A 26,145-nucleotide genomic window follows, 5' to 3' on the forward strand; every position below is an offset into this window, starting at 1 on the left:
CCTTAGACACCTCGCTGGATCACGCCGTAGAACACCATCAGCGCAACCACCGCGATCCACACGATGGTCAGCGGGATGAAGACCTTCCACCCCAGGCGCATGATCTGGTCGTAGCGGTAGCGCGGGAAGCTGGCGCGGAACCAGATATAGGCGCTGGCGAAGAAGAAGACCTTGAGCAGCAGCCACGGCCAGCCGCCGTTCCAGATCCAGTCGACCCACGGCGACACATCGGCCGTGACCCAACCCTGGATCGGGCTCAGCCAGCCACCGAGGAAGAAGATCGAGACCAGGAAGCTGACCAGGATCATGTTGGCGTATTCGGCCAGGAAGAACAGCGCGAACGCCGCACCCGAGTACTCCACCATGTGGCCGGCGACGATTTCCGACTCACCTTCCACCACGTCGAACGGCGCGCGGTTGGTTTCGGCCACGCCAGAAATCCAGTACACGATGAACAACGGGAACAGCGGCAGCAGGAACCAGTCGAAGAAGCCGGAGCTGCCCGACTGCGCCATCACGATCGAGGACAGGTTGAGGCTGCCGGCGGCGATCATCACGCCGACCAGTGCGAAGCCCATCGCGATCTCGTAGCTGACCACCTGCGCGGCCGAACGTAGCGCGCCCAGGAAGGCGTACTTGGAGTTGGACGCCCAGCCCGCCAGGATGATGCCGTACACGCCCATCGAGGTCATCGCCAGCAGGTAAAGCAGGCCGGCGTTGGCGTTGGACAGCACCAGCTGCGCGTCGAAGGGCACCACCGCCCAGGCCGCGAAGGCCGGCGCAAGCACGATCAGCGGCGAGAGGATGTAGATCGTCTTCTGCGCGCTGGACGGCGCGATGACTTCCTTGAACAGCAGTTTGAAGACGTCAGCGAAGGCCTGCAGGATGCCCATGCCGACGTACATCGGCCCGTGGCGCACATGCATCCAGCCGATCAGCTTGCGCTCCCAGACCACGAAGAACGCCACCGACACGATGACCGGCATGGCGATGACCAGGATCTTCAGCACGATCCACGCCACCACGCCGAAGGCGCCCAGGGAGAAGAACCACTCCCGCAGCGGGCCGACTGCATTGATCAACAACTCGTTCATGCCGCCACCACCTTGACCTTGCCGGCGCCGATCGGCGCGGTGGCGCCATGACCGGACTCGATCCACACCGAACCTGCGGCCACGGTGTCATCCACCACCACCGGCAAGGTTGCGGTGCCCTCGCCCGCCTGCACCTTGGCGATCTGGCCGGCGGACACGCCCGCGGCCTGTGCGTCGGACGAATGCATCACCACGCGCGGAGCGACATTGAGCGGATGCTGCTGCAGTGCCTCGGCGCGGCGCACGAACCCGTCGGTGCGGTAGATACCCTGGGTGGCGACCACGTCCAGTCCCTCACCCGTGGCGGCCGGCTGCGCCGAGCGCGCCACCGAGGCAGGCGCTGCCACGGCCGGTGCCGCACGCAGGCCTTCCAGATCGGTGAAGTCAAAGCCCGGCAGTTGCAGCTCCCCGCCCAGCGCACGCAGCACTTTCCAGCCCTCGCGGGCCTCGCCCGGCAGCTTGCCGCCGGGCTGGGTGCCCTGCTCGCGGCCGTCGAGGTTGGTCAGGGTGGCGGCGATTTCCGGCAGCGCGCCGATCGGCAGGATCACATCGGCCACGCGACGGGTCGAGGCGCAGGCGAAGTGGCTGAACGCCACCACCTTGGCCTGGCCCAGCGCGACCTGCGCCTGGCTGCCCACATTGAAGTCCAGGCCCGGCTCGATGCCGTAGAGGACATAGGCCGAACGCGGCTCGGCCACCATCGCGGCGACATCGCGGGTGGACGGCAGCACGCCGGCGCGGGTCAGGCCCAGCGCATTGGCGCCCTGCGGGATGCGGCACAGTGCCGCACCGGTGGCCGAGGCGAAGGCGGCAGCAGCGGTGCGCAGCGCGGCGGCCTGCGGATGGTTCTCCGCCAGCGCACCGACGATCACCACGGCCTGGCGCGCGCCCTTCACCGCATCGTGCAGGTCGGCATCGTCCAGCGCCGAGGCAAGCTTGGACGGGGACACGATGGCCTTGCTGGCCAGCGGGAAGGTGAAATCGAAGTCCACCGGATTGACCGCGTGGATCTTCATCCCCTTGCGGCTGCCCTTGCGCAGGCGCTGGTGCAGCAGCGGCAGCTCGTGGCGCAGGTTGCTGCCGAACAGCACGACCACGTCGGCCTGCTCGATCTCGGCCAGCGGCACGGCGAACGGCTCGGACACGGCGGCATCGGACAGGTCGCGCGCATTGAGGCGGTGGTCCAGGTTGCCGGTGCCCAGGCCGGCGGCCAGCTTGGCCAGCAGCTTGCCTTCCTCGTTGGAGGTGGCCGGATGCACCAGCACGCCCAGGTCGTCGCCGCGATGCGCGCGCAGGATTTCGGACGCCGCCGCCAGGCCTTCGGCCCAGCTCACTTCCTTCCACTCGCCGTCGATCTTCTTCAGCGGCTTGATCGCGCGGTCGTCCGCGTAAAGGCCCTGGTGCGAATAGCGGTCGCGATCGGACAGCCAGCACTCGTTGACCGTTTCGTTGTCGCGCGGCACGGTGCGCAGCACCTGGCCGCGACGCACGTGCAGGTACAGGTTCGAGCCCATGGCGTCGTGGAAGCCCAGCGACTCGCGGGCGTTCAACTCCCACGGACGGGCGCGGAACTGGAACACCTTGTTGGTCAGCGCGCCGACCGGGCACACGTCCACGACATTGCCGGACAGCTCGGTGGTCAGCGGCTTGCCGTCGTAGGTGCCGATCTGCAGGTTCTCGCCGCGGTACATGCCACCCAGCTCATAGGTACCGGCGATGTCGGCGGTAAAGCGGATGCAGCGCGTGCACTGGATGCAGCGGGTCATCTCGGTGGCCACCAGCGGACCGATGTCCTCGTCAGGCACCACGCGCTTGCGTTCCTGGAAGCGGCTGACCGAGCGGCCGTAGCCCAGCGACAGGTCCTGCAGCTCGCACTCGCCGCCCTGATCGCAGATCGGGCAATCCAGCGGGTGGTTGATCAGCAGGAATTCCATGACGTTGCGCTGGGACTTCAGCGCACGCTCGTTGCGGGTGAAGACCTTCAGGCCGTCCATCACCGGCGTGGCGCAGGCCGGCGACGGCTTGGGCGCGGCGCGACCGCCGACCTCGGTGTCGACCAGGCACATGCGGCAGTTGGCCGCGATCGGCAGCTTCTCGTGATAGCAGAAGCGCGGGATCGGGATGCCGGCCTTGTCGGCGGCCTGGATGATCATCGAGCCCTTGGGCGCGGCCATCTCCACGCCGTCGATGAAGACGGTGACGTGATCCGGCGGCAGGTTCGGGTTGACGGGCTGCGCACTCACGCGGCCACCTCCACGTTGGAACGCACGACCGTCCCGTCGCGCTCGTCGTCGACGAGGAAGCGCTTGTTGACGATGGCGTATTCGAATTCATGCCAGAAATGGCGCAGGAAGCCCTGCACCGGCCAGGCGGCGGCTTCGCCGAAGGCACAGATGGTGTGGCCTTCGATCTGGCCGGCGGCGGCCTTGAGCGTGTGCAGGTCTTCCAGGGTGGCCTTGTGTTCGGCCACGCGGGTCAGCATGCGGTACATCCAGCCGGTGCCCTCGCGGCACGGAGTGCACTGGCCGCAGCTTTCCTTGAAATAGAAGCGCGCGATGCGCTGGCAGGCGCGCACCATGCAGGTGGTGTCGTCCATCACCACAACCGCGCCAGAACCCAGGCCGGAACCGGCTTTCTGGATCGCGTCGTAGTCCATGGTCAAGCCCATCATGACCTCGCCCGGCAGCACCGGCATCGAGGACCCACCGGGAATCACGCCCTTGATCTTGCGACCTTCGCGCATGCCGCCGCACAGCTCCAGCAGTTCGGAGAACGGCGTGCCCAGGCGGATCTCGTGGTTGCCCGGCTTGGCCACGTGGCCGGAGACCGAGAAAATCTTGCAGCCGCCGTTATTCGGCTTGCCCAGGCCCATGAACCATTCGGCGCCGTTGCGGATGATCGCCGGCACCGAGGCGTACGTCTCGGTGTTGTTGATCGTGGTCGGCTTGCCGAACAAGCCGAAGTTGGCCGGAAACGGCGGCTTGAAGCGCGGCTGGCCCTTCTTGCCTTCCAGCGACTCCATCAGCGCGGTCTCTTCGCCGCAGATGTAGGCGCCCGCGCCCAGCGCGTTGTACAGGTCGATATCGATGCCCGAGCCCAGGATGTTCTTGCCCAGCCAGCCGTGCTTGTAAGCCTCGGCGGTGGCTTCTTCCAGGTGCTCGAAGGGTTCGTGGTGGAATTCGCCGCGCAGGTAGTTGTAACCCACGGACGAGCCGGTGGCGTAGCAGGCGATGGCCATGCCCTCGATCACCGCGTGCGGGTTGTAGCGCAGGATGTCGCGATCCTTGGCGGTGCCCGGCTCGGACTCGTCCGAGTTGCAGAGGATGTACTTCTGCATGTCTCCCTTGGGCATGAAGGACCACTTCAGGCCGGTCGGGAAGCCCGCGCCGCCACGGCCGCGCAGGCCGGACTGCTTGACCATCTCCACCACGTCGGCCGGCGCGATCTTCTCTTCGATGATCTTGCGCAGCGCGGCGTAGCCACCGGTCTTGAGATAGTTCTCGTAGGACCAGGGCTTGTCGAAATGCAGCGTGGTGTAGACGGCCTGGTGCTCCTTGGGAGCGGGGCCGACCGGGCCGTAGCCCTCGGAATAATGTGAATGGCCTGCCATGCGCTTACTCCAGCCCGTCCAGCAGTTCGTCGACCTTCGCCGGGGTCAGGTTCTCGTGGTAGTGGCCGTTGATGACCACCACCGGCGCGCCGCAGCACGCGGCCACGCACTCTTCCTCGCGCTTGAGGTAAACCCGGCCGTCCGCGGTGGACGAACCCAGCTTGCAGCCCAGCTTCTGCTCGGCATGGGCGACCAGCTTCTCGGCGCCGTTGAGCCAGCAGCTGATGTTGGTGCAGAACGCAACGTTGTGGCGGCCGACCTTCTCGGTCTCGAACATCGAGTAGAAGCTGGCGACCTCGTAGGCCCATACCGGCGGGATGCCCAGGTACTTGGCCACCGCGGCGATCAGCTCGTCGGTCAGATAGCCGCCATTCTGCTCCTGCGCGGCGAACAGGCCCTGCAGGGTCGCCGAGCGACGACGGTCCGGCGGGAACTTGGCCAGCCAATGCTCGATGTGCGCGCGGGTCTCCTCGCTCAGGACGACCTGCGGGTCGACGTGGCGGGCATTCTCGAAATTACCGGTGGCTTTCATCGATCCACCTCACCGAACACAAGGTCATACGTACCGATCATCGCCACCACGTCGGGCAGCATGTGGCCGCGCACGATGGCGTCCATGGACGACAGATGCACGAAACCGGGAGCGCGCAGATGCACGCGGAACGGCTTGTTGGCGCCATCGGAAACCAGATAGCAGCCGAACTCGCCCTTGGGGGCCTCGACCGCGGCGTAGATCTCGCCAGCGGGGACGCAATAGCCTTCACTGAACAGCTTGAAGTGATGGATCAGCGCTTCCATGTCGTCCTTCATGTCCTCGCGCTTGGGCGGGGCGACCTTGAAGTTCTCGACCATGACCGGACCAGGGTTGGCCCTGAGCCACTGAACGCACTGCTTGATGATGCGGTTGGACTCGCGCATCTCGGCGATGCGGACCAGGTAGCGGTCGTAGCAGTCGCCGTTGACGCCGACCGGGATGTCGAAATCCACCGCGTCGTACATGGCGTAGGGCTGCTTCTTGCGCAGGTCCCACTCGATGCCCGAACCGCGCACCATCACGCCGGTCATGCCCCAGGCCTTGGCCATCTCCGGGCTGATCACGCCGATGCCGACGGTGCGCTGCTTCCAGATGCGGTTGTCGGTGAGCAGGGTCTCGTACTCGTCGACCCGGCTCGGGAAGGTGTTGGTGAAGTCTTCCAGGTAATCCAGCAGCGAGCCTTCGCGCGCGGCGTTAAGGCGCTTGAGCGCCTGGCCCTTGTGCCAGGGCGATTCCTTGTACTTGGGCATGTGCCCAGGCAGGTCGCGATAGACGCCACCGGGACGATAGTAGGCCGCGTGCATGCGCGCACCGCTGACCGCCTCGTAGACGTCCATCAGCTCTTCGCGCTCGCGGAAGGCGTACAGCATGACCGCCATCGCGCCCAGATCCAGCGCATTGGACCCGACCCACATCAGGTGGTTCAGGATGCGGGTGATCTCGTCGAACATCGTACGGATGTACTGCGCACGCACCGGCGCCTGGATGCCCATCAGCTCTTCGATGGCGCGCACGTAGGCGTGCTCGTTGCACATCATCGAGCAATAGTCCAGGCGATCCATGTAGCCGATGGACTGGTTGAACGGCTTGGACTCGGCCAGCTTTTCGGTGCCACGGTGCAGCAGGCCGATGTGCGGATCGGCGCGCATGATGGTCTCGCCGTCCATTTCCAGGATCAGGCGCAGCACACCGTGCGCGGCCGGATGCTGCGGGCCGAAATTCATCGTGTAGTTGCGAATCTCCTGCTTGGACTCGGCAGGATTGCTGGCGAAGGCCGCGTGGGCCTGATGGAACTCACTCATTTGCGTTGCTCCCGCTGCGCGGCTTCGCCGATCGCGGTGTCGTAACGGGCATCGTCGCGGATCACGCGCGGCACGCCCACGCGCGGCTCGACCGAGGTCACCGGCTCGTAGATCACGCGCTGCTTCTCCTCGTCGTAGCGCACCTCGACATTGCCGATCAGCGGGAAGTCCTTACGGAAAGGATGGCCGACGAACCCGTAGTCGGTGAGGATGCGGCGCAGGTCCGGATGACCGGTGAAGACGATCCCGAACAGATCGAAGGCCTCGCGCTCGAACCAATTCGCGCCCGGCCACAGGTCGGTGACCGAGGCCAGCACCGGCACGTCGTCGTTGGGCGCGTAGCAGCGGATGCGCACGCGCTGGTTGTGTTGGTAAGACAGCAGGTGCGCGACCACGGCGAAGCGCTTGGTCGGCATCGGCAGCGCGTGCGCGTGGTCTGCGCCTTCGCCCGTGGGTTGCTCACCCCAGCCGAAGCGGCCGACCGACTTGCCTTCCACGCCGCGGCTGAAGCCCTGCGAGGAGACGTCCGAGGTATCCCACTCGTCGCTGCCGTATCCCAGGTAATCCACGCCGCACAGGTCCGAGAGCTGCTCGAAGCCCAGCTCGTCGCGCAGCGCGGCGCAGGTGTCGTGCCACTGCGCGGCCTCGATCTCCAGCGCGACGCCGCCCGCGAGGGTCGAGGTCACCTGGGCATCGGGAAAGCGCGTGCGCAGCCGTTCGATGAATTTGGACGCTTGCTCAGCCATTGGGCGTGGCGTGCTCTGCTTGAGAAGAAAGAGGGTTACCGGGAGATCGTCTGCGTGCGCCAGATCTTCTTCTGCAGCTGCAGAATCCCGTACACCAGCGCTTCGGCGGTGGGCGGGCAACCTGGGACGTAGACGTCAACCGGAACGATGCGATCGCAACCGCGCACCACCGAATACGAGTAGTGGTAGTAGCCGCCGCCATTGGCGCAGCTGCCCATCGAGATCACCCACTTCGGGTCGGGCATCTGGTCGTAGACCTTGCGCAGCGCCGGGGCCATCTTGTTGACCAGCGTGCCGGCCACGATCATCACATCGGACTGGCGCGGCGACGGGCGGAACACCACGCCGTAGCGGTCCAGATCCAGTCGCGAGGTGCCGGCATGCATCATCTCCACCGCGCAGCAGGCCAGGCCGAAGGTCATCGGCCACATCGAGCCTGTGCGCGCCCAGTTGAGCAGCGCATCGACGCTGGTGGTGACGTAGCCCTTTTCCAGCAGCGGGTTCTCACCTTCGGGGCGCAGGATGTCGTCCACCCGCCCTTCCGGGATCGGGTTGGTCATCAGCTTGTCGAGGGTCTGGATCACTCCCATTCGAGCGCTCCCTTCTTCCAAACGTAGATAAAGCCCAGGAACAACATGCCCACGAACAGGCCCATGGTCACCAGGGAACGTGCACCGATCTCCATGAACACCTGGGTCCACGGCACGATGAAGATGATTTCCAGGTCGAAGACGATGAACTGGATGGCGATGAGGTAATAGCGCACGTCGAACTTCATGCGCGCGTCTTCGAAGGCCTCGAAGCCGCACTCGTACGGCGAGAGCTTCTTCGCATCGGGACGACGGGGTCCGAGGAAGCGACCGACAAGCATCAGGGCAATGCCGATGCCGGTGGCCACGATCAAAAAGAGCAAAGTCGGCAGGTAATTGGCCAGCACTCGCGTCGTCTCTCTAGAAGCCCAGCGTCGGTCGCAGAGTGTAAGCGCCAGAGGCGAAAGACCCTGCGAACGAATCGCGTGACCGGCCACGTGGGCCTGCCGGTGCGAGGGCCTGACGCCAGGATGGGGGCGACGTCGGGGGACCCATGGCAGGCCCGGCATTGCCGGGACATTCCACGGCGGCCCTTCCGCGATTCGTACCGGGCCCGCTGTGAACTGGTCAATTGTACCGTTCAGTGAACTGAGGAGTAAACTTTTTGGTGAGTCTTCGTCAGGATTTCGACGAACGACGCCCAACAAAAAAGCCTGCGATCGCAGGCTTTTTGTCACGACCGCGACCGGGTGACGATCGCGTCAGCTGATTGGTGCCCAAGAGGGGACTCGAACCCCTACGACTCTCGTCGCTACCACCTCAAGGTAGTGCGTCTACCAATTCCGCCACCTGGGCTAAAACTTCGCTTTCAACCCCACCGGACGGGCCGGCGGGCGCGCATTGTAGCGCCTTATCGCGCCGGTGCCTGCTCCGGCTGCTTGCCCTGCTCGGCCGGGGCCGGCTGCGGGGCCGGCGCCTGCCCGGCGGCCGGGGGCGCGATGGGCGCGCTCGGCACGATCGAGGTCTCCGGCTGCTGCGGAGCGACCTCGCCCGGCGCCTTGGCCGGCTCGGCCGCGGCCTGGCCGGACATCAGGCCCAGGTCCTGCTGCGCGGCCGGATGCGCGGTGCGCGCGGCGTTCCAGGCCATGAACAGGCTGATGGCGAAGAACGCCACGGCCAGCCACTTGGTGCTTTTGGACAGGAAGTTGGAGGCGCCACGGGCACCGAACACGGTCCCGGACGCGCCGGCACCGAAGCCCGAACCCGCCTGCGCACCGGAGCCGCGCTGCATCAGCACCAGCGCGATGATGGCGATGGCCACCAGTACGTAGACCACATTGAGGATCAACATCAGCATTCGATCGTTCTCTCAGAGCTGACCGACATGCCTGCCGATCCGCGCACTCAGTCCATGGCGGCCTTGACGATGGCCAGGAAATCCGCGGCCACCAGAGAGGCGCCGCCAACCAGTCCCCCATCGACATCCTGCTGCGAAAAGAGTTCCGCGGCATTGTCGGCCTTGACGCTGCCCCCGTAGAGGATGGTCAACGAATCGGCGATTCTAGCATCGTGGCTGGCCACGATGCCACGGATAAATGCATGGATCTCCTGGGCCTGCGCCGGGCTGGCGGTGCGTCCGGTGCCGATGGCCCAGACCGGCTCGTAGGCCAGCACCGCCTTGGCGAAGCTTTCCACCCCGGCCTGGGCCAGCACCGGCGCCAACTGCGAGGCGATGACCTGCTCGGTCCGCCCGGCCTCCCTGTCTTCCAGGGTCTCGCCCATGCACAGCACCGGGATCAGGCCGGCATGCTGGGCGGCGAGAAACTTGCGGGCCACCAGCTCGCTGGACTCGTGGTGGTACTGCCGGCGCTCGGAGTGACCGACCAGACCGTACCTGGCGCCGACGTCCACCAGCATCGCCGCGGAGACCTCGCCGGTGTAGGCGCCCTTCTCGTTGCTGCTGACGTCCTGGGCCCCGAATTCGATGGCCGTATCCTCGAAATCCTCGATCAGGTCGCCCAGGTACGGCAGCGGCGGCAGGATCAGCACGCCCGGCGCCCTCTCCGACGGCAGCCCCTTGGCGATGTCGGCGACCAGCTCGGAGGCGAACTGGCGGCTGCCATGAAGTTTCCAGTTTCCGGCGACCAGCTTGCGACGCATCGGCGATTCCTTGGCTAGAGTGGCGCCTCAGGATAACGCGCGCCTTGTGGAATGCAGATCACACCCATGGACCACACGCCCCGCTATGCCCTCATCACCGGTGCCTCCAGCGGCATCGGCGAGCGCTTCGCCCGACACTACGCGGCCCTGGGCGTGCCCCTGGTCCTGACCGCGCGCCGCGAGCAGCGCCTGCATGCCCTGGCGGCGGAACTGCGCGCACGGGTGCCGGTGCAGGTGATCGCCGCCGACATGGCCGAGCCTGGTGCGGCGCAAGCCCTGGTCGGGCAGCTACACGATGCGGGCCTGCGCGTGCGCATCCTGGTCAACAACGCCGGCTACGGGCTGCCCGGGCGTTACCGCGAGCGCGACTGGTTCGAGCATGCCCGCTTCCTGCGGGTGATGATCGAGGCCTGGACCGAGCTGACCTGGCGGCTGCTGCCCGAGCTGCGCGCCAGCGGCGCCGGGCGCATCATCAATGTCGCCTCCTTCGCCGCGCTGATGCCGGGCGCGGCGGGACAGACGCTGTACGCCCCGGCCAAGAGCTTCATGCTCAGGCTGAGCGAATCGCTGTCGCTGGAGAACGCCGACGCCGGGGTCAACGTCACCGCGCTGTGCCCCGGGTTCACCTGGTCCGAGTTCCATGATGTGACCGGGACCCGGCAACAGATGGACCGCCTGCCGGCCTGGATGTGGCTGGACCCGGACCAGGTGGTGCGCGAGGCGATCGACGCGGTCGAGCGCGGCCGCGTGCTGGTCATTCCCGGCTGGCGCTATCGCCTGGCCTATGCCGTGTTGCGCCACCTGCCCGACCAGGTCCTGCTTGGGCTGATGCGCCGGGGCTCCAGGCGTATCAGGCCGGTGGACTAGGCCGCGCGAACTCGCGCTCGTGCCCTCGACCAGCCCAAAAGGCTAATTGTGGGAGCGGCTTTAGCAGCGAAGGGGCTCTCCCCTTGGCAGGTCCCCGGGCAGACCCTTTAGCGGCTGATGGCCCTAGGCCACCTAGAGCCGCCCCCACACGAGGCTCTCGCCGCACCACGCGCGGCCGGTCCGATTAGGGCGAGGACCGGCTTCCGAACTAACTGCGAGTGCCTCCCGGCCACTGGCGCGCCAGCGACCGGCAATGTCCGGCGCTACTTCAGCTTGATCTCGCGCAGGCGCTCTTCCAGATAACCCTGGGCGGTAATCGGCTCAGGGTAACGGCTGGGATTGTCGGCCGTGATCGTCGAGGGCAACACGTCGATCAGGAAATCCGGATTGGGGTGCAGGAAGAACGGCACCGAGTAGCGCGGCTTGCGCGCCGCCTCGCCCGGCGGATTGGTCACGCGATGGGTGGTGGAGGGATACACGTGGTTGGTCAGGCGCTGCAGCATGTCGCCGATGTTGACCACGATGGTGTCGGCGTCGGAGGTGAACGGCACCCAGGTGCCATCGTGCGACTTCACTTCCAGGCCTGCGGCGCTGGCGCCGACCAGCAGGGTGATCAGGTTGATGTCTTCGTGCGCACCGGCGCGCACGTTGGGCACGTCGTCACTGGTGATCGGCGGGTAGTGGATCGGCCGCAGGATCGAATTGCCCGAGTCGGTCTTGTCGACGAAGTAATCCTCCGGCAAGCCGATGTGCAGCGCCAGCGCGGCCAGCACGTGCGAGCCCAGCTGGTCCAGCGCCTGGTAGAGGCCGTAGCCGTGCTCGCGGAAGTTGGGGACTTCGATCGGCCACAGGTTCGGCGGCATCACCTCGGCGTACTTGGAATCGCGCGGGATCTCGCGACCGATGTGCCAGAACTCCTTGAGGTCGAAGTGCTTGGAGTCCTTGGCCGTTTCCACACCGAAGGCGGTGTAGCCGCGGGCACCGCCGCTGCCCGGTACGTGATACTGCAGCTTGGTCTGGTCCGGCAGCGCGAAGAAGTTCTTGAAAACCTCGTAGGCCGCATCGATCTGCGACTGGGCGATGCCGTGGTTGCGGATGCCGGCAAAGCCCCACTGGCGATAGGCCGCGCCGAGTTCGGCGACGAAGGCGTCGCGGTCGGCCTGGCTGGTGGGGGTGATGAAGCGGCTGATGTCGAGAGTCGGGATGGCGGACATGACGGGTCGTGCTCGAACGGCCGCGGGAGGCGGCGGGGACATGGAAGCCGACATTCTCGCAGATCGGGCCGGGCCGGCATGCGCAGGACCGTAAACGACGATGCCCGGACGGGCCGGGCATCGTGGTCACTCGCCAATGAGTCAGGAAAGCACGCGGTACAGCAGATAGAACGTGACGACCTTGGCGATCACCACGCCGCAGGCGATCAGCAGCTTGTCACGCCGCCGCACGTACCGCGCCAGCCAGCCGGACCAGCGTTTGCTGCATCAGCGCGGCGTCGTCGGCCTCCACCGTCACCCGCACCACTGGCTCGGTGCCGGACGGGCGCAGGAAGGCGCGGCCGCGTCCCTGCACCGACTGCTGCGCCTCGGCCAGGGCCGCGGCCACGGGAGGCGCCTCCACCACGGCCTTGGCGGTCACGCCCTCCAACCGCACGTTGACTGTGCGTTGGGGCAGCATGACCAGCCCATCGAGCGCCTGGCGCAGGGACAGGCCGCGGCGCTTGAGCACCTCCAGCACCTGCAGCGCGCTGATGATGCCGTCGCCGGTATTGGCCCGGTCCAGGCACAGGATGTGGCCGGAGGCCTCGCCTCCCAGCACGCCGTGGCCATCGACCAGGGCCTGGTGCACGTAGCGGTCGCCGACCTTGGCGCGCACGAAGTCGATGTCGTGCTCGCCCAGGGCTTTTTCCAGGCCGTAGTTGGTCATCAGCGTGCCCACCACCGGCCCGTGCAGGCGACCGCTGCGCTGCCAATCGCAGGCCAGGATGTAAAGCAGCCCGTCGCCATCGACCACCTGCCCTTCCGCGTCCACGAACAGCACGCGGTCGCCATCGCCGTCGAAGGCGATGCCCAGATCGGCATTGGACTCGCGCACCCGTGCGGCCAGCGCCTGCGGGTGGGTGGAGCCGACGCCGTCATTGATGTTCAGGCCATTGGGCGCGTTGCCGATGACCTGCAGCCGGGCGCCCATCTCACGCAGCACGATGGGCGCGACCTGGTAGGTGGCGCCGTTGGCGCAATCGACCACGATGCTCAGGCCATCCAGGTCGAATTCGCGCGGCACCGAACTCTTGCAGGCCTCCACGTAGCGGCCCACCGCATCGCGCGTGCGCACGGCCTGGCCCAGGCGCTCGGACGGCACGGTGTGGAACTCGCCTTCCAGTGCGTCCTCGATGGCCTGCTCGGTGGCGTCGTCCAGCTTCTCGCCTTCGCTGGAGAAGAACTTGATGCCGTTGTCGTGGTGCGGGTTGTGCGAGGCGGAGATCACGATGCCGCCATCGGCGCGCAGCGCACGCGTCAGGTGCGAGACCGCCGGGGTGGGCATCGGCCCCATCAGCTGCACATCCACGCCCGCCGCAACCAGCCCGGCCTCCAGCGCGGCCTCGAACATGTAGTTGGAGATGCGCGTGTCCTTGCCGATCACCACCTGCGGCTTGCGCCACTCGCCGCCGCGCACGCTGGCGCGCAGCGCGTGGCCGTAGGCATTGCCCAGGCGCAGCATGAAATCGGCCGAAATCGGGCCCTCACCGACGCGGCCGCGGATGCCGTCGGTGCCGAAGTACTTGCGGCCCATCAGCTGGCGATCCCGATCTCGGCCGGGCGCGGCTGCTTGCGTAGCAGCGCGATCAGGTCGGACAGGCGGTCGCGCATTTCGCGGCGGTCGCAGATCTGGTCGATGGCGCCGTGCTCGACCAGGAACTCCGAGCGCTGGAAGCCCTCGGGCAGCTTCTCGCGCACGGTCTGCTCGATCACGCGCGGGCCGGCGAAACCGATCAGCGCCTGCGGTTCGGCGATGTTGATGTCGCCCAGCATCGCGAAGGACGCCGAGGCGCCGCCGAAGGTCGGATGGGTCAGCACCGAGATGTAGGGAATGCCGGCCTCGCGCAGCTTGCCCAGCGCCGCGGAGGTCTTGGCCATCTGCATCAGCGAGAACAGGCTTTCCTGCATACGCATGCCGCCGCTGGCGGCGAAGCTGACGAAGGGCGCGTCGTGCTTGAGCGCCTGCTCGGCCGCCAGCGAGAACTTCTCGCCGCCCACCGAGCCCATCGAGCCGCCCATGAAGGCGAACTCCATGGCGCAGGCCACCAGGGGCTGCTGCTTCATGGTGCCGCGCAGCGCCACCACCGCATCGCGCTCACCAGTGGCCTTCTGCGCGGCCTTGAAGCGATCGGCGTAGCGCTTCTGGTCGCGGAACTTCAGCACGTCGGTGGGGCCAAGGCTGGCGGCGATCTCGCTGGTGCTGCCCGGGTCGAACAGCGCCGCCAGGCGCGCACGGGCGCGGATGGACATGTGGTGCGAACACTTGGGGCAGACCTCGAGGTTCTCCTCCAGCTCGGGGCGGTAGAGCACCGCGCCGCAGCTGTCGCACTTCTCCCAGAGACCCTCGGGCACGCTGCGCTTGCTGCGATTGACGTTGGACTGGGTGCGAATGCCCGAAGGCATCAATTTGCTGAGCCAGCTCATTTAATTCCGTTGCGTAGCACCCCTGACGGGGCATCAGACTGCGCAGTGTAAGACAAGGCGCAGTCGGAGGACTTCCTGCCCCGCTGACTGGCGGGATGCTGCAGTACGCCGAAGACCAATATCTATTGACTTCGACCAAGATATTTGCTAAAGCGAGCAAGCCTCACATGCTATGAAGATCCTTCCACCGGTAAAGGAATACATATGAAGGCATTCGCTCTTGTTGGCGCGGCGTGTGCACTTTTCGTAGCTGGCATCTCCTCCAGCTTCGCTCAGGTCAAGATGTGCGACAGCATGGAAAGCCGAGCCCTGCCCGTTGGCACGACGCCCCAGGCCAATCCCGACGGATCTCTCAGCGTCACCGTTCCGGAAGGCTGGTTCATATTCACCGAGGAACAGGGGCGTTGGACCTCGACCCCTACCGCCATCGTTCGTGGTTCATGCCCTGGCGGATCCGGATGCAGCTCGACCTTGTTACCAAGCGGGCAGACATCCTGCGCGATGGATTCGGATTGCACGCAATGCAATCGCTCCGGAAGCAGTGCGATATACCCAGTGCGCGAAGATTTGGTTGGGGTCACTTTCGCCAGCAAGGACGAAGTCGAGTCATTACCGCGCGCCGATGCCCGCCTGATGACGATTCCAGAGATCAGAAAAGATCTGCTGGCTTTCAAGCGGGCACTCGGCATTGCTAACGAGGCGGAAGGACGAGAGACAGTCTGGATTCGACTGTATGGATACGTCGCGCCCATGGATGTCCCGGACGGATATGAGGTCCCCATGTCTAGCTCCGCGACCAAGAACATCGCCCTCGGGCTGCTGGCGGCGCAATCGATCCAAACCCCGGCAGCGGCTCTCAAATGCAGTTGCAATTCCGGTGGCAGCTGCAAGTTGGAATCCAACTTCGGCGTCAAGGTCTGCAACGCCAGCAACTGCGCGGATTGCAGCATGAGCCACTGAGGTAGCGACTAGGAGGAATCAGCCGTCCAGCGCCTGCCGGAGCGGGGCCAGGAACTGGGCGGCCGCTTCGGCGGCCCTGCCCTCGCCGGCCGCCTCCAGGGCCGCGACCAGGGCCGAGCCCACCACCACCCCGTCCGCATCGACGGCCATGGCCTTGGCGCTGGCGGCATCCTTGATGCCGAAGCCGGCCACCACCGGCACGCTGGTGCCCTCGCGAATGGCCTTGAGCTTGCGCCCGGCGGCCTGGGTGTCCAGCCGGTCCGAGGCACCGGTGACGCCCGCGAAGCTGACGTAGTACAGGTAACCCTGGGCGGTGGCGCACAGCATTTCCTGGCGCTGGGGCGTGGTGGTCGGCGACGCCAGTGCGATCAGGTCCAGGCCGTGGCGGGTAAAGATTTCACGGGTCTCGGCGGCTTCCTCGGGGGGCAGATCCACCAGCAGCACGCCGTCCACGCCTGCGGCCACCGCTTCGCGTGCAAAGCGCTCGGTGCCGTGGATCTCCACCGGGTTCAGGTAGCCCATCAGCACCACGGGCGTGTGCGCATCATGCGCGCGGAACTGGCCGACCACCTGCAGCACGTGGCGCAGCCCCCCGCCCAGGGCCAGCGCGCGCTCGGAACTGCGCTGGATGGTGGGCCCATCGGCCATCGGATCGGAAAACGGCACGCCTAGCTCGATCACATCGGCCCCGGCCTCCACCAGCGCGTGCATCACCGGTACGGTGCTGTCCAGCCCGGGATCGCCGGCGGTGACGAAGGGAATCAGGGCTTTGCGCTGCTGGGTGCGGAGGCGGGCGAAGGTGTCGGCGATGCGGGACATAGGTTTTTACGAACGAGTGGAGAGAAATGAGAGCGGGCACTAGGAACGAGAAACGAGGAACGAGGAACGAGTGGAAGCGGAGGACCGCGAGGACTTTGATCCGCCCATTCTTTCAACTCGTTCCTCGTTCCTCGCCACTCGTTCCTGCTTCAAACAATCACGCCCTCGCGCGCCGCAATCGTATGCACGTCCTTGTCGCCGCGGCCGGAGAGGTTGCACAGCACCAGCGCATCCTTGGGCAGGTCGCGCGCCAGCTTGATGGCCTGGGCCACGGCGTGGCTGGACTCCAGCGCGGCCAGGATGCCCTCGCTGCGGGCCAGGGTGTGGAAGGCGGCCATCGCCTCCTCGTCGGTCACGCCCACGTATTGCGCGCGGCCGGCATCGGCCAGGAAGGCGTGCTCCGGGCCCACGCCCGGATAGTCCAGGCCGGCGGAGATGGAATGGGTTTCGGTGATCTGGCCGTCGTCGTCGCAGATGACGTAGGTGCGGTTGCCATGCAGCACGCCCGGCCGTCCGGCGGCGATCGAGGCGGCGTGACGGCCGCTGGAGATGCCATCGCCCGCCGCTTCGGCACCGACGATGGTCACGCCCGGGTCGTTGAGGAAGGCATGGAACAGGCCGATGGCATTGCTGCCGCCGCCGACGCAGGCGGTGATGGCATCTGGCAGGCGGCCGTAGTCCTCCAGCATCTGCGCGCGGGCCTCGCGGCCGACGATGGCATTGAAGTCGCGCACCATGCGCGGGTACGGGTCGGGACCGGCCACGGTGCCGATGATGTAGAAGGTGTCCTGGACGTTGGTCACCCAGTCGCGCATGGCCTCGTTCAACGCGTCCTTGAGCGTGGCCGAGCCGGAGGTGACCGGCACCACCGTGGCCCCCAGCAGCTTCATGCGGTAGACGTTGATCTTCTGCCGCTCGATGTCGGTGGCGCCCATGTACACCACGCACTCAAGACCCAGGCGCGCGGCCACTGTGGCGCTGGCCACGCCGTGCTGCCCGGCGCCGGTCTCGGCGATGATCCGCGGCTTGCCCATGCGGCTGGCCAGCAGCGCCTGGCCAATGGTGTTGTTGATCTTGTGCGCGCCGGTGTGGTTCAGGTCCTCGCGCTTGAGCAGGATCTGCGCGCCGCCGACCTCGCGGCTCAGGCGCTCGGCGTGATAGATCGGGCTGGGCCGGCCGACGTAGTGCTTGAGGTCCTTGTCGAAGGCGGCGATGAAGCCCGGATCGACCCGCGCGGCGTCGTAGGCGGCCGAGAGCTCCTGCAGCGGCGCGATCAGGGTTTCGGCCACGAAGCGGCCACCGTAGCGGCCGAAATGCCCGTTGGCATCCGGGTAGGCGGAAAAGTCCTGGATCTGCGGCTGTGCCATGGCGGGTACGTCTGTCATCGAAGAAGACCTGCACTCTAGCGCACAGGTCCACACGCAAAAAGGCATAAAATCTGGCATGACACGTCAGGAAAACTCACATGTCCGCCTTGCCACCGCTGAATGCCCTGCGCGCCTTCGAGGCCGCCGCCCGCCTGCGCAGCGTCAGCCTGGCCGCGCAGGAGCTGCACGTGACCCATGGCGCGGTCAGTCGCCAAATCCAGGTCCTGGAGGAGCACCTGGGCCAGCCGATGTTCCGGCGTGTCGGCCGTGGCGTTGCACCCACGGCGGCCGGTGAGGCCTTGCAGCGCGCGGCCACGGAGGCCTTTGCCACCTTGCAGCGGGCGGTGGAGACCCTGCGCCGGCCGACGCGCAGCCCGGCGCTGGTGCTGGGCTGCCCGGGCAGCATCCTGGCGCGCTGGATGATCCCGCGCATGCAACGCCTGCAGCAGGAGCTGCCGGCGCTGACCCTGCACCTGCACGCGCATGAAGGTGAGTTCGACCCCGCCCTGCCCGGCCTGGACCTGGCTCTGCTGCTGGGCCGCCCGCCCTGGCCTGCCGGCTGGCAGGTGCACACGCTGGCCGCGGAACGGATCGGCCCGGTGCTAAGCCCCCAGCATCCGTCGGCCGACGCGTTGGCAGCGGACGCGGCCCAGGCGTTGCTGGACCATCCGCTGCTGCATACCGCCTCGCGCCCGCAGGCCTGGCCGGCGTGGGCGGCGGCGCAGGGCCTGGACCCGGGCCAGTTGCGCTACGGCACTGGCTTTGAGCATCTGTACTACCTGCTGGAGGCGGCCACCGCTGGCATCGGCATCGCCATCGCGCCCGAACCGCTGGTGCGCGACGACCTGCGCTCGGGCCGCCTGATCGCGCCCTGGGGCTTCAACGAGACCGGCGGCAGCTGGGCGCTATGCCTGCCGCCCGGTGCCAGCGAAGATGCCCGCGTGCAGCGGCTGGCGAACTGGCTGGCGGTCGAGCTCGAGCGTGCGGGGCTGTCCCCGGAGCACTGAGGTGACGCGTTCGAGGAGCGCTGGCGTGCGGGTCTGATGGTGCAAGTAGCGATGGCCGCCTGTGGTTGCGCCAGCGTACTCACAGGCTCAGCGCGGCGGTCTCGCGCGGATCGCACTTGCAGGGGCGCCGCAGTCGCGTGGATGAGAGCGAGAATCTGCGGTGATTGCACGCCTCTGGGAGCGGCTCTAGGTGGCCTCGGGCCATTAGCCGCGAAGAGGCTTTCCCGGGCATGCCCCTTCGCGGCTAAAGCCGCTTGTGTCTGGGCTCCCACAAGATGCGCTTTTGCGCGCCTGCGGTAAGGACTGATGGTGGTTCGACGTTCGGCATGCGAAGAATAGGAGCGGCCTGAGCAGCTCCCGTCTTTTCCCATCTCGATGATCAGCGGCATGGCCAGGCCGGCCATGCCGGGTCCGACTTACTCGCCGGCGTCCTTGGCACCCTCGCCCAGCAGCTGCTGTTGCCAGAACATCACCGCGGTGCGGAAGTAGTAGTCGGCATTGTCCTTCTTGTGGAAGCCATGGCCTTCGTTGCCGGCCAGCAGGTGCCAGGCGCTGCCGCCCTGCCCGCGCACGGCTTCGATGATCTGGTCGGCCTCCGAGGCCGGCACACGCGGGTCGTTGGCGCCGGTGGCGATCAGCAGCGGCACGCGGATCCGGTCCACGTGGTTCAACGGCGAGATCTTTTGCAGCTGTGCGCGCTGCTTGGGATCGCGTTCGTCGCCGTACTCGGGTCGACGCAAATCGCGGCGATAGGACTGGGTGTTTTCCAGGAAGGTGACGAAGTTGGAGATGCCCACGTAGCAGCTGGCGCCCTTGAGCTGCGCGCTGTAGTGCACGGCGCTGGCGTAGCACATGTAGCCGCCGTAGGAGACGCCGGTGACGCCGAAACGGGTGGCATCCAGCGCCGGGTCCTTAGCCAGCGAGGCGAGCATCGCGCCGATGTCCTTGACCGAGTCCTCGCGCTTGAACGGGCCGTTGTCCAGGCCGACGAAGCGCTTGCCGAAGCCATCCGAACCGCGCACGTTGGGAAAGAACAGGGCGATGCCCAGCTCGTTGAGGTAGTAGTTCTGCGCGCCGAGGAAATCCGGGCGCGCCTGCCCTTCCGGACCGCCGTGGATATCCAGCAGCAGCGGACGCTTGCCAGGGAAGCGCTTGGCATCGGGCCGGTACAGGAAGCCGGTGACCGGCTCGCCATCGAAGCTCTTGATGGTCACCAGTTCGGGCTCGACGTTGGCCGCGGTGTCCAGGCCGCCGGCTTCGCTCATCGTCCAGCGCGTGACCTTCAGCGTCTTGCTGTCGATGGAGAACACATCGCCGGGCACCTTGGCCGAGGACATGCTCAGGGCGATATCGCCCCAGGGCGCGATGGACAGGGTGTGGCCGAAGGACCACGGGATCACCCCGCCCGGCAGTCCATCGACCTTGCGCACCTGGCCGCTGGCGACATCGAGCAGCCGCAGCCTGGCCACGCCGGCCTCATTGATCGCGTAGGCCACGAAGCTACCGTCCGGCGCCATCGCGTAGTCGCTGACATCCCACTTCGGCTCGGGCGAAATCGCCTTAAAGCCGCCCTTGGCGTCCAGCACGCCGAGGCGCTTGAAGTCCGACCCCGCATCGGAGAGCAGCCACACCCGGCCGTCGGCGCCGTAGTGCGGGGCCTCATAGGAGACATGCTGGGTGTTGCGGTTGAGCTGGGTCAGCGCGCCGCTGGCCAGGTCCACTTCGTACACATCGGCATGGGTGATGGACTGCCGGTTGACCACCAGCGCCTTGGCCCCATCGGCGGAAAAATCGGCGAAATTCCAGCCGCCGCCCTTGACCTGCGCGACCAGGCGATCGCTGGACGGGTCGCGCGGGTCAATCACGTACAGATCGCCATCGGCGCCGTTGCGGCGCGTGGACATGTAGCCGATCAGACGACCGTCGCGGCTCCAGCTGCCGAACCAGTTGCGGCTCTTGCCATCGGTCAGCAGGGTCAGCTTGCCCTGGTCCAGGCGGAACAGCTGGTAGAACTCGCCACCGCCGATGTCCTTCTGCACCACCAGCGCATCACCGCGGGTGGGTGCCAGCGTGCCGAACAGGACCGGCTCGCTGTCGAAACTGACCTGGGTGCGCGCCGCGCCCGGGGTGGCCACGGCATGCAACTGGTCGGACTCGCCGAAGCGCGTGCGCACCAGCATCGAGCGGTCCTTGACGTTCCAGTCCAGGAAGGTGGCGCTACGCGCCTGCAGGTACGGCGCGGTGGCATCGGCCAGCGCCCGGCTCACCGGCGGCGCGCCATCGACGGTCATCGCAGCAGGCTTGGCCACGGTGTCGGCCACCTCGGCAGCCATCGCCGTGCCGGCGCACAGCAGGCCCAGGCTCAGGGCGAGCACATGGCGGGAAAGCAGGGTCATGCGGAACTCTCCATCAATGAAAACACCGATGGCGCCCGTGGGCACCATCGGTGGGACTGGCTCAGAAGTCGATGCGGGCACCGACGGTGTAGTAGCGACCGACCACGTCGTAGTACGGCGAGAAGATCGAGCCCGGCGGCGGATCCTTGTCGGTGAGGTTGTTGACGTTGGCGTACAGCTGCAGGCTGGGGCCGTTGCCGGTGGGCACGTTGAAGGTCAGGCCCAGGTCGTAGTACAGGTAGCTGGGGATGGCGTTGTTGGTGATGTTGATGGTGCGGTTGTAGACGCCCGGGGAGATGTAGCGCGCGCGCAGGTTCGCGCCCCAGTTGGCGTTCTGGTAGGCCAGCGAGGCGTTGGCGCGCCAGCGCGGCGTGCCCAGGCCGAAGGAGTAGCCCTGCGAGGTCACGTACTCGATCTCGCTGACGCCGTCGTTGGTGGTCAGGCTGTGCACCCAGGTCCCCAGCAGGCGCATGCGCAGCACGCCCGGCAGGTCGCTGACGCGGCTGAGCGGCAGCGCGTAGGCGACTTCGGCATCGATGCCGTCGCTCTCGTAGCGCGAGAGGTTGACGTAGGTGGAGACGATGCGGCTGAGGTTGCCATCGGCATCGCGCTCGATGCGGCCGCACATGGCCTGGTTGCCGTTGTAGCAGCGGGTCAGGATGTCCTGGGCGGCCACAGTGGTGATGACGTTGTCGATGGCGATGTCGAAATAGTCCAGCGACAGGTCCAGCCCTTCCACCGACTGCGGCGCCCAGGAGAAGCCGTAGGTGGTGGTGTAGGCCGTCTCAGGCGTCACCGTCGGGTTGCCGCCGCCGTTGGTCAGCACGTAGATGCTGCGGTTGGTGAAGGGGTCGTTGACCGTGTTGTAGCCAGTGGTCGTGGTGGTGTACAGCTCGGTCAGGTTGGCCGAACGGATGTCGCGCGAGCGGTTGAAACGTGCGCGCAAGCCTGGGAAGAACTCGTTGGTGAAGCCGATCTTCCACGACCAGATATCGCCGGTGGTGCTGTAGTCGGACACGCGCGCGGCGGCGTTGACCGCCAGGTCGTTGAACACCGGCTTGTCCTTCAGCACCGGCACCAGCACCTCGCCGAAGGCCTCCTTGACGGTGAAGCTGCCCGCCATGGGCGAGAAGCTGAAGGAGCTGAAGGCACCGGCGGCATCCAGATCCCCCACGGTGCGGCGGATGCCCTCGCGTCGTGCCTCCAGGCCCACGGCCACCGACACCGCGCCGGCAGGCAGTTCGAAGGGTTCGCCGCGCAGGCTGGCGCCGCCCACGTCCAGCCTGGTCCGCGCATGCGAGCTGGGCGTGCCGGTGACGTAGTCGATGGCCTCCTGCGACGGTGCGCCCAGGCCGAACAGGTCGATCGGCACGCAGTTGCTGGACGGATCGGTCAGGGTGATGCGGCACACCGGCTGGCCGCTGGTGGGGCTGATCACCGAGTCCACCGCGTTGGCGTATTCCTTGCTCAGCAGGAAGCCAGGCGTGCGGAAGTCTTCCTCGAACTCGCCGTGGCTGTAGTACGCGCCCCAGCGCCAGTTGTCGCCGAAGCTGCCATCCAGGGCCAGCGTGCCCTGGGTGGTCTTGCGCTGGAAGTCGATGTGGGAATAGGACAGATCGCTGTTGAAGCGGCCCATGCGGAAGCTGGTCTGGCCGGCGGCGACCATCGCCGCGCGCGCCTGCGGGTCCAGATAGGCGTTGTCGATGCCGATGGTCAGATTGCCGCGGTTGTGGTCGCCGAACCAGATGTAGTCGTTCCACATCTTGGAGTGGCGCACTTCTGCAGTGAGCTTGAGCGTGTCGCTGAAATCCCAGGTGGCGCGGCCCAGCGCGGCGTAGCGCTTCTGCGGCGTCATCAGCGGACTGAGATCGTCGCTGGAGCGCGCCTCATCGCCGATGGCGGTGGTGCCCACGACGCGGTCGAAGGCGACATCGCGCAGAGTGCCGTCCGGGTTGAAGCCCTTGCCGGCCAGCACCCCGGTGGTGACGATGCCGCCGTAGACCAGGTTGGACGCGCCCACGTTGGCGGCGGTGGTCACCGTACCGTCGCCGTTGGCGAACGTGGCCCAGCGACCGGCGTTGTCGCGTGCCACGCGCGGGATGATGCCGTCGCTGTGGAAGTAATCCAGGCCCAGCACGGCGTGGCCGCTGCCGCCGAAGTCGCCACCGAAGGCGGCTTCGAAGCGATGCTCGTCGTTGTCCGAGCGCGAGGACTGGCCGGCATGCACATCGAAGCGCGCGCCGGTGAACTCCTCATCGATGGCGATGTTGACCACGCCACCCACCGCGCCCGAGCCCCAGGCCGCCGATGCGCCGCCGGTGACGACATCGACGTTCTTCACCAGGATCGAGGGGATGGTGTTGAGGTCGTTCTCGCTGGAGAAGCGACGGCCGTCGATCAGCACCAGGGTGCGGCTGATGCCCAGTCCGCGCAGGTCCACCGGCGCGCTGCCCGAGCCGGTGTTGGTGCTGGTGGTCTGCGGCGACTGGGTGGCGCGGAACTGCGGCAGGTCGTTCAAGGCGGCGGCCACGTTGGGACGCGAGGCGATGCTCAGTTCCTCGTTGCTGATCTGCATGGTCGGCGTCGGCGCCTGGAAGCCCGGCCGGTCGATGCGCGAGGCCGAGACCTTGACCGTGTCGGTGGTGACGACCTTGTCCTTGGCCTCGTCGGCCGTCGACGCCTCCTGCTGTGCGGTCTGCGCCAGCGCCGAGGCGCAGCAGAGGCTGAGGAGACTGGGAATCAGACCACGCGCGATCTTGGACCGGGCGAAGCCATGTCGGGAAGCGAACGACATGCGGGGGAGGACCTATGGGGAAGTGAGAGCGGAAATCCTTGCAGAGCCGCCGGTGCCGGACATCGGTGAAAACCCCGAAATCCCCACCCCTACCCGTCGCGACGACATCCTCGAAAAACCTGGGATTAAAACGTTTCAAAGGAGACGAAAATCCGTCCGCGCCCGCACTTGTCCCGGCCCCTGCCCAGGTGATAAAAAATCACCACACGTCCGAGCCACGGCGTGCTGCAGGGGAGAAGGGAAGCAGATCAGCACACGCCGCCCTGGCCACATCATCCGGGGAATCGCCATGCTGTTGTGCCTTGATCGACTCGAACCGAACTGCGCGGTCGAATTGCCGCTGCATCCTTCGCGCAATGCCTTGCTGGCGGCGCTGGACATCGACCGGCTCTGGCAGGCCTGCGTGGACTTCATCAAGGCTGTGCTGCCCTGCCATTCGTGCAGCCTGATGTACGACATCGAGGGCTTGCGACCGCAGCGTGGATACCACCATCAAGCAGATCCCCACCTGCAGGTATCGCTGCCGGTGACCAGCCTGGAGGTGGCCGCGCCCTTCCTGCACGAACACCCGCGCATCCGCTGCTACACGTTTTCGCAGATCGCCCAGCACGATGCCCAGGCGCAGGCGCGTCTGCAGGCGCAGCACCCCGCGCCGGGCTGGCACGAGTTCATCCACCTGGCCTTCTGGGAGGGCGACGCGCTCGAGGCGGTGCTCAGCCTGCGCCTACCCGATACACACACGCATCTCGGCGCCGCCGAACAAAGCCGCTTGACCGAGCTGTACATCCTGCTGGAAGCCGGCCTGCAACGGATCGGCGCCCTGTCACGCCTGCGCGCGCGCCAGCAGGCGTGCGAAGCGCTGCTGGAACACCTGCCCGACACGGCCCTGGTGGTGGACGCGCATGCGCGACCGCTGCAGATGACGCGCAAGGCGCGTGCGTTCTGCACCGCTGGCGAGGGCACGGCAGCCGCCAACGCGCGGCTGTCGCCGGCCTTGGAGCGAGGACTTGCGCAGTGGATCGCCCAGACGCAGTCGCGGCATCGACCGCAGGTGCCGCAGGAGTTGACCGTGCTCGACCCGGTGCACGGCCGCCTGCGCCTGCGCATCACCCCGCGCCCGGTCTCTACATCGCCGCCTGCCTTCCTGGTGGCGGTGCTCGAGGCCGCCGAGGCTCCCGTGGCCGCGCTGCCCGCCGCGCCCTACGCGCAGCGACAGGCACTGGCCCTGCAGCGGCTTTCGCCCAGCGAACGTCGCGTGGCCATGCTGGTGGCCCAGGGCATGCGCAATGCGGAGATCGCAAGGCGCCTGTGCCGCTCGCACAAGACCATCGAGTCCCAGCTCAGCGCGGTGTTTCGCAAGCTGGATCTGGCCAACCGTTCGCAGCTGGTGCGGATGATGGTCTGAGCCGCTGCGGCGCTGCCCGGCGTTGGCGGAAAGCAGCCCCGGTCCCAGGCCTGCGACGGCGGTGCGCTCGCCTTGGCCCACCGAAAGCCCAAGCCCGGCGATGCAAGGATCGGCGGCGCGCGGAACAGGCCTTTAGCGATCGACGCTGCGCACGGCGGCCACGAAACTGCGCACCCTCTCGGCATCCTTGACGCCACGCGCCGATTCCAGGCCGCTGGACACGTCCACGCCCCAGGGGCGAGCGGTCTGCACGGCCACGGCGACGTTGTCGGCGTTCAGCCCCCCGGCCAGCAGCGCCGGACGCCCCAGCTGCTGCGGCCAGCGGCGCCAGTCGAAGCGCTGGCCGCTGCCGCCGGCCTGTCCCGCGGCATGGCCATCGAGGACGAAGCCCCAGGCCGACGGATAGCGCGCCAGGCGGTCCTCGATGTCCTCGCCTTCCAGCCCGGCCATGGGCAACGCCTTCAGGAACGGACGCGCGAAGTCGGCGCAGAACGCGTCTTCCTCCTGGCCGTGGAACTGCAGCAGGTCCGGCTGGACCTGCTCGATGATCTTGCCGACATCGCTGGCGCTGTTGTCCATCAGCAAGGCCACCACCCCGATCTGTTCCGGCACCAGCTCGCGCAGCATGCGCGCCTGGCCCAGCAACAGGCGGCGCGGGCTCTCCGCGGCGAAGATCAGGCCGATGTAGTCCACGCCAAGCTCCACCGCCAGACGGACGTCTTCGGCGCGGGTCATGCCGCAGAGCTTGATGCGCGTTTGGGTCATGGGGCGATGGCATTCCGGGCGCAGCAGGATACGGCAGAATCCGGCGCCGGTCCGGGGCCAGTGCCAACGGGCCGACCGCCGCGGCGGCCAGGCCGCGCGGACCGCGCGG

At 67.0% G+C, this 26,145-nt stretch carries 22 protein-coding genes and 1 tRNA gene; 4 read left to right on the forward strand and 19 right to left on the reverse strand.

The window, feature by feature from the left end:
• Window positions 1–2: 2 nt before the first annotated feature.
• The 11 genes from nuoH to tpiA form a co-directional block, all read right to left on the reverse strand.
• A complete protein-coding gene (gene nuoH / locus EPA99_RS10250; RefSeq protein ID WP_129471142.1) occupies window positions 3–1,094 on the reverse strand; it encodes an NADH-quinone oxidoreductase subunit NuoH in 1,092 nt (363 codons plus the stop codon).
• Window positions 1,091–3,337, reverse strand: a complete 2,247-nt coding sequence (gene nuoG, locus EPA99_RS10255; protein WP_129471143.1) for an NADH-quinone oxidoreductase subunit NuoG — start codon at window positions 3,335–3,337, stop codon at window positions 1,091–1,093. Before nuoG ends, nuoH begins: the two co-directional genes overlap by 4 nt.
• Window positions 3,334–4,704 (reverse strand): NADH-quinone oxidoreductase subunit NuoF, encoded by a 1,371-nt coding sequence (nuoF, locus tag EPA99_RS10260; protein WP_129471144.1) that lies wholly within the window; start codon window positions 4,702–4,704, stop codon window positions 3,334–3,336. The genes nuoG and nuoF overlap by 4 nt, the downstream gene beginning before the upstream one ends.
• A gap of 4 nt (window positions 4,705–4,708) precedes the next feature.
• A complete protein-coding gene (gene nuoE / locus EPA99_RS10265; RefSeq protein ID WP_129471145.1) occupies window positions 4,709–5,236 on the reverse strand; it encodes an NADH-quinone oxidoreductase subunit NuoE in 528 nt (175 codons plus the stop codon).
• Window positions 5,233–6,540 carry an NADH-quinone oxidoreductase subunit D gene (locus EPA99_RS10270; protein ID WP_129471146.1) on the reverse strand — a complete coding sequence of 436 codons (1,308 nt, stop codon included), beginning with the start codon at window positions 6,538–6,540 and terminating at the stop codon, window positions 5,233–5,235. The genes nuoE and EPA99_RS10270 overlap by 4 nt, the downstream gene beginning before the upstream one ends.
• The gene (locus EPA99_RS10275; RefSeq protein WP_129471147.1) at window positions 6,537–7,286 is read right to left on the reverse strand and encodes an NADH-quinone oxidoreductase subunit C; all 750 of its coding nucleotides are present in this window, start codon (window positions 7,284–7,286) and stop codon (window positions 6,537–6,539) included. The genes EPA99_RS10270 and EPA99_RS10275 overlap by 4 nt, the downstream gene beginning before the upstream one ends.
• Before the next feature lie 35 nt (window positions 7,287–7,321).
• A complete protein-coding gene (locus EPA99_RS10280) occupies window positions 7,322–7,876 on the reverse strand; it encodes a NuoB/complex I 20 kDa subunit family protein (protein ID WP_129471148.1) in 555 nt (184 codons plus the stop codon).
• Window positions 7,867–8,223, reverse strand: coding sequence for an NADH-quinone oxidoreductase subunit A (locus tag EPA99_RS10285; RefSeq protein ID WP_129471149.1), 357 nt, complete (start codon window positions 8,221–8,223; stop codon window positions 7,867–7,869). Before EPA99_RS10285 ends, EPA99_RS10280 begins: the two co-directional genes overlap by 10 nt.
• A 363-nt stretch (window positions 8,224–8,586) precedes the next feature.
• Window positions 8,587–8,671: transfer RNA gene (locus EPA99_RS10290), tRNA-Leu, on the reverse strand.
• 55 nt (window positions 8,672–8,726) lie between these two features.
• Entirely contained in the window at window positions 8,727–9,173 is a 447-nt protein-coding gene (gene secG, locus EPA99_RS10295; protein WP_129471150.1) for a preprotein translocase subunit SecG, read from the reverse strand.
• Window positions 9,174–9,220: 47 nt separating this feature from the next.
• The gene (gene tpiA / locus EPA99_RS10300) at window positions 9,221–9,976 is read right to left on the reverse strand and encodes a triose-phosphate isomerase (protein WP_129471151.1); all 756 of its coding nucleotides are present in this window, start codon (window positions 9,974–9,976) and stop codon (window positions 9,221–9,223) included.
• 66 nt (window positions 9,977–10,042) lie between these two features.
• On the opposite strand from tpiA, the gene EPA99_RS10305 reads away from it, so the two are divergent.
• On the forward strand, window positions 10,043–10,843 hold the full coding sequence (locus tag EPA99_RS10305) for an SDR family NAD(P)-dependent oxidoreductase (RefSeq protein ID WP_129471152.1): 801 nt from the start codon (window positions 10,043–10,045) through the stop codon (window positions 10,841–10,843).
• Between the two features lie 263 nt (window positions 10,844–11,106).
• Here the strand turns inward: EPA99_RS10305 and EPA99_RS10310 are convergent, their stop codons facing one another.
• The 3 genes from EPA99_RS10310 to accD all read right to left on the reverse strand — a co-directional run bounded on the left by EPA99_RS10310 (window position 11,107) and on the right by accD (window position 14,523).
• Complete coding sequence (locus EPA99_RS10310; RefSeq protein WP_129471153.1) at window positions 11,107–12,057, reverse strand: isopenicillin N synthase family dioxygenase; 951 nt, start codon at window positions 12,055–12,057, stop codon at window positions 11,107–11,109.
• 217 nt (window positions 12,058–12,274) lie between these two features.
• A complete protein-coding gene (glmM, locus tag EPA99_RS10315) occupies window positions 12,275–13,636 on the reverse strand; it encodes a phosphoglucosamine mutase (RefSeq protein WP_129471154.1) in 1,362 nt (453 codons plus the stop codon).
• Window positions 13,633–14,523 carry an acetyl-CoA carboxylase, carboxyltransferase subunit beta gene (gene accD / locus EPA99_RS10320; protein WP_129471155.1) on the reverse strand — a complete coding sequence of 297 codons (891 nt, stop codon included), beginning with the start codon at window positions 14,521–14,523 and terminating at the stop codon, window positions 13,633–13,635. Before accD ends, glmM begins: the two co-directional genes overlap by 4 nt.
• A 204-nt stretch (window positions 14,524–14,727) precedes the next feature.
• On the opposite strand from accD, the gene EPA99_RS10325 reads away from it, so the two are divergent.
• Window positions 14,728–15,483 (forward strand): hypothetical protein, encoded by a 756-nt coding sequence (locus EPA99_RS10325; RefSeq protein WP_129471156.1) that lies wholly within the window; start codon window positions 14,728–14,730, stop codon window positions 15,481–15,483.
• A gap of 18 nt (window positions 15,484–15,501) precedes the next feature.
• On the opposite strand, the gene trpA is transcribed toward EPA99_RS10325, so the two are convergent.
• On the reverse strand, window positions 15,502–16,302 hold the full coding sequence (trpA, locus tag EPA99_RS10330) for a tryptophan synthase subunit alpha (protein WP_129471157.1): 801 nt from the start codon (window positions 16,300–16,302) through the stop codon (window positions 15,502–15,504).
• Window positions 16,303–16,451: 149 nt separating this feature from the next.
• Window positions 16,452–17,669: a tryptophan synthase subunit beta gene (gene trpB / locus EPA99_RS10335; protein ID WP_129471460.1), complete on the reverse strand. Its 1,218-nt coding sequence runs from the start codon at window positions 17,667–17,669 to the stop codon at window positions 16,452–16,454.
• A 98-nt stretch (window positions 17,670–17,767) separates the two neighbouring features.
• Here trpB and EPA99_RS10340 point away from each other — a divergent pair, with 98 nt between their 5' ends.
• Complete coding sequence (locus tag EPA99_RS10340) at window positions 17,768–18,676, forward strand: LysR family transcriptional regulator (protein ID WP_129471158.1); 909 nt, start codon at window positions 17,768–17,770, stop codon at window positions 18,674–18,676.
• 416 nt (window positions 18,677–19,092) lie between these two features.
• Here the strand turns inward: EPA99_RS10340 and EPA99_RS10345 are convergent, their stop codons facing one another.
• Together EPA99_RS10345 and EPA99_RS10350 are read right to left on the reverse strand one after the other, a co-directional pair.
• Window positions 19,093–21,072 carry a S9 family peptidase gene (locus EPA99_RS10345; RefSeq protein ID WP_129471159.1) on the reverse strand — a complete coding sequence of 660 codons (1,980 nt, stop codon included), beginning with the start codon at window positions 21,070–21,072 and terminating at the stop codon, window positions 19,093–19,095.
• Between the two features lie 61 nt (window positions 21,073–21,133).
• Window positions 21,134–23,866 (reverse strand): TonB-dependent receptor domain-containing protein, encoded by a 2,733-nt coding sequence (locus tag EPA99_RS10350; protein WP_129471160.1) that lies wholly within the window; start codon window positions 23,864–23,866, stop codon window positions 21,134–21,136.
• 289 nt (window positions 23,867–24,155) lie between these two features.
• On the opposite strand from EPA99_RS10350, the gene EPA99_RS10355 reads away from it, so the two are divergent.
• On the forward strand, window positions 24,156–25,271 hold the full coding sequence (locus EPA99_RS10355) for a helix-turn-helix transcriptional regulator (RefSeq protein WP_164978630.1): 1,116 nt from the start codon (window positions 24,156–24,158) through the stop codon (window positions 25,269–25,271).
• 132 nt (window positions 25,272–25,403) lie between these two features.
• Here the strand turns inward: EPA99_RS10355 and EPA99_RS10360 are convergent, their stop codons facing one another.
• Complete coding sequence (locus tag EPA99_RS10360) at window positions 25,404–26,036, reverse strand: phosphoribosylanthranilate isomerase (RefSeq protein ID WP_129471162.1); 633 nt, start codon at window positions 26,034–26,036, stop codon at window positions 25,404–25,406.
• Window positions 26,037–26,145: the final 109 nt, after the last annotated feature.

It is taken from the genome of Pseudoxanthomonas composti (genome assembly GCF_004122095.1).
Lineage (GTDB): Bacteria > Pseudomonadota > Gammaproteobacteria > Xanthomonadales > Xanthomonadaceae > Pseudoxanthomonas_A > Pseudoxanthomonas_A composti.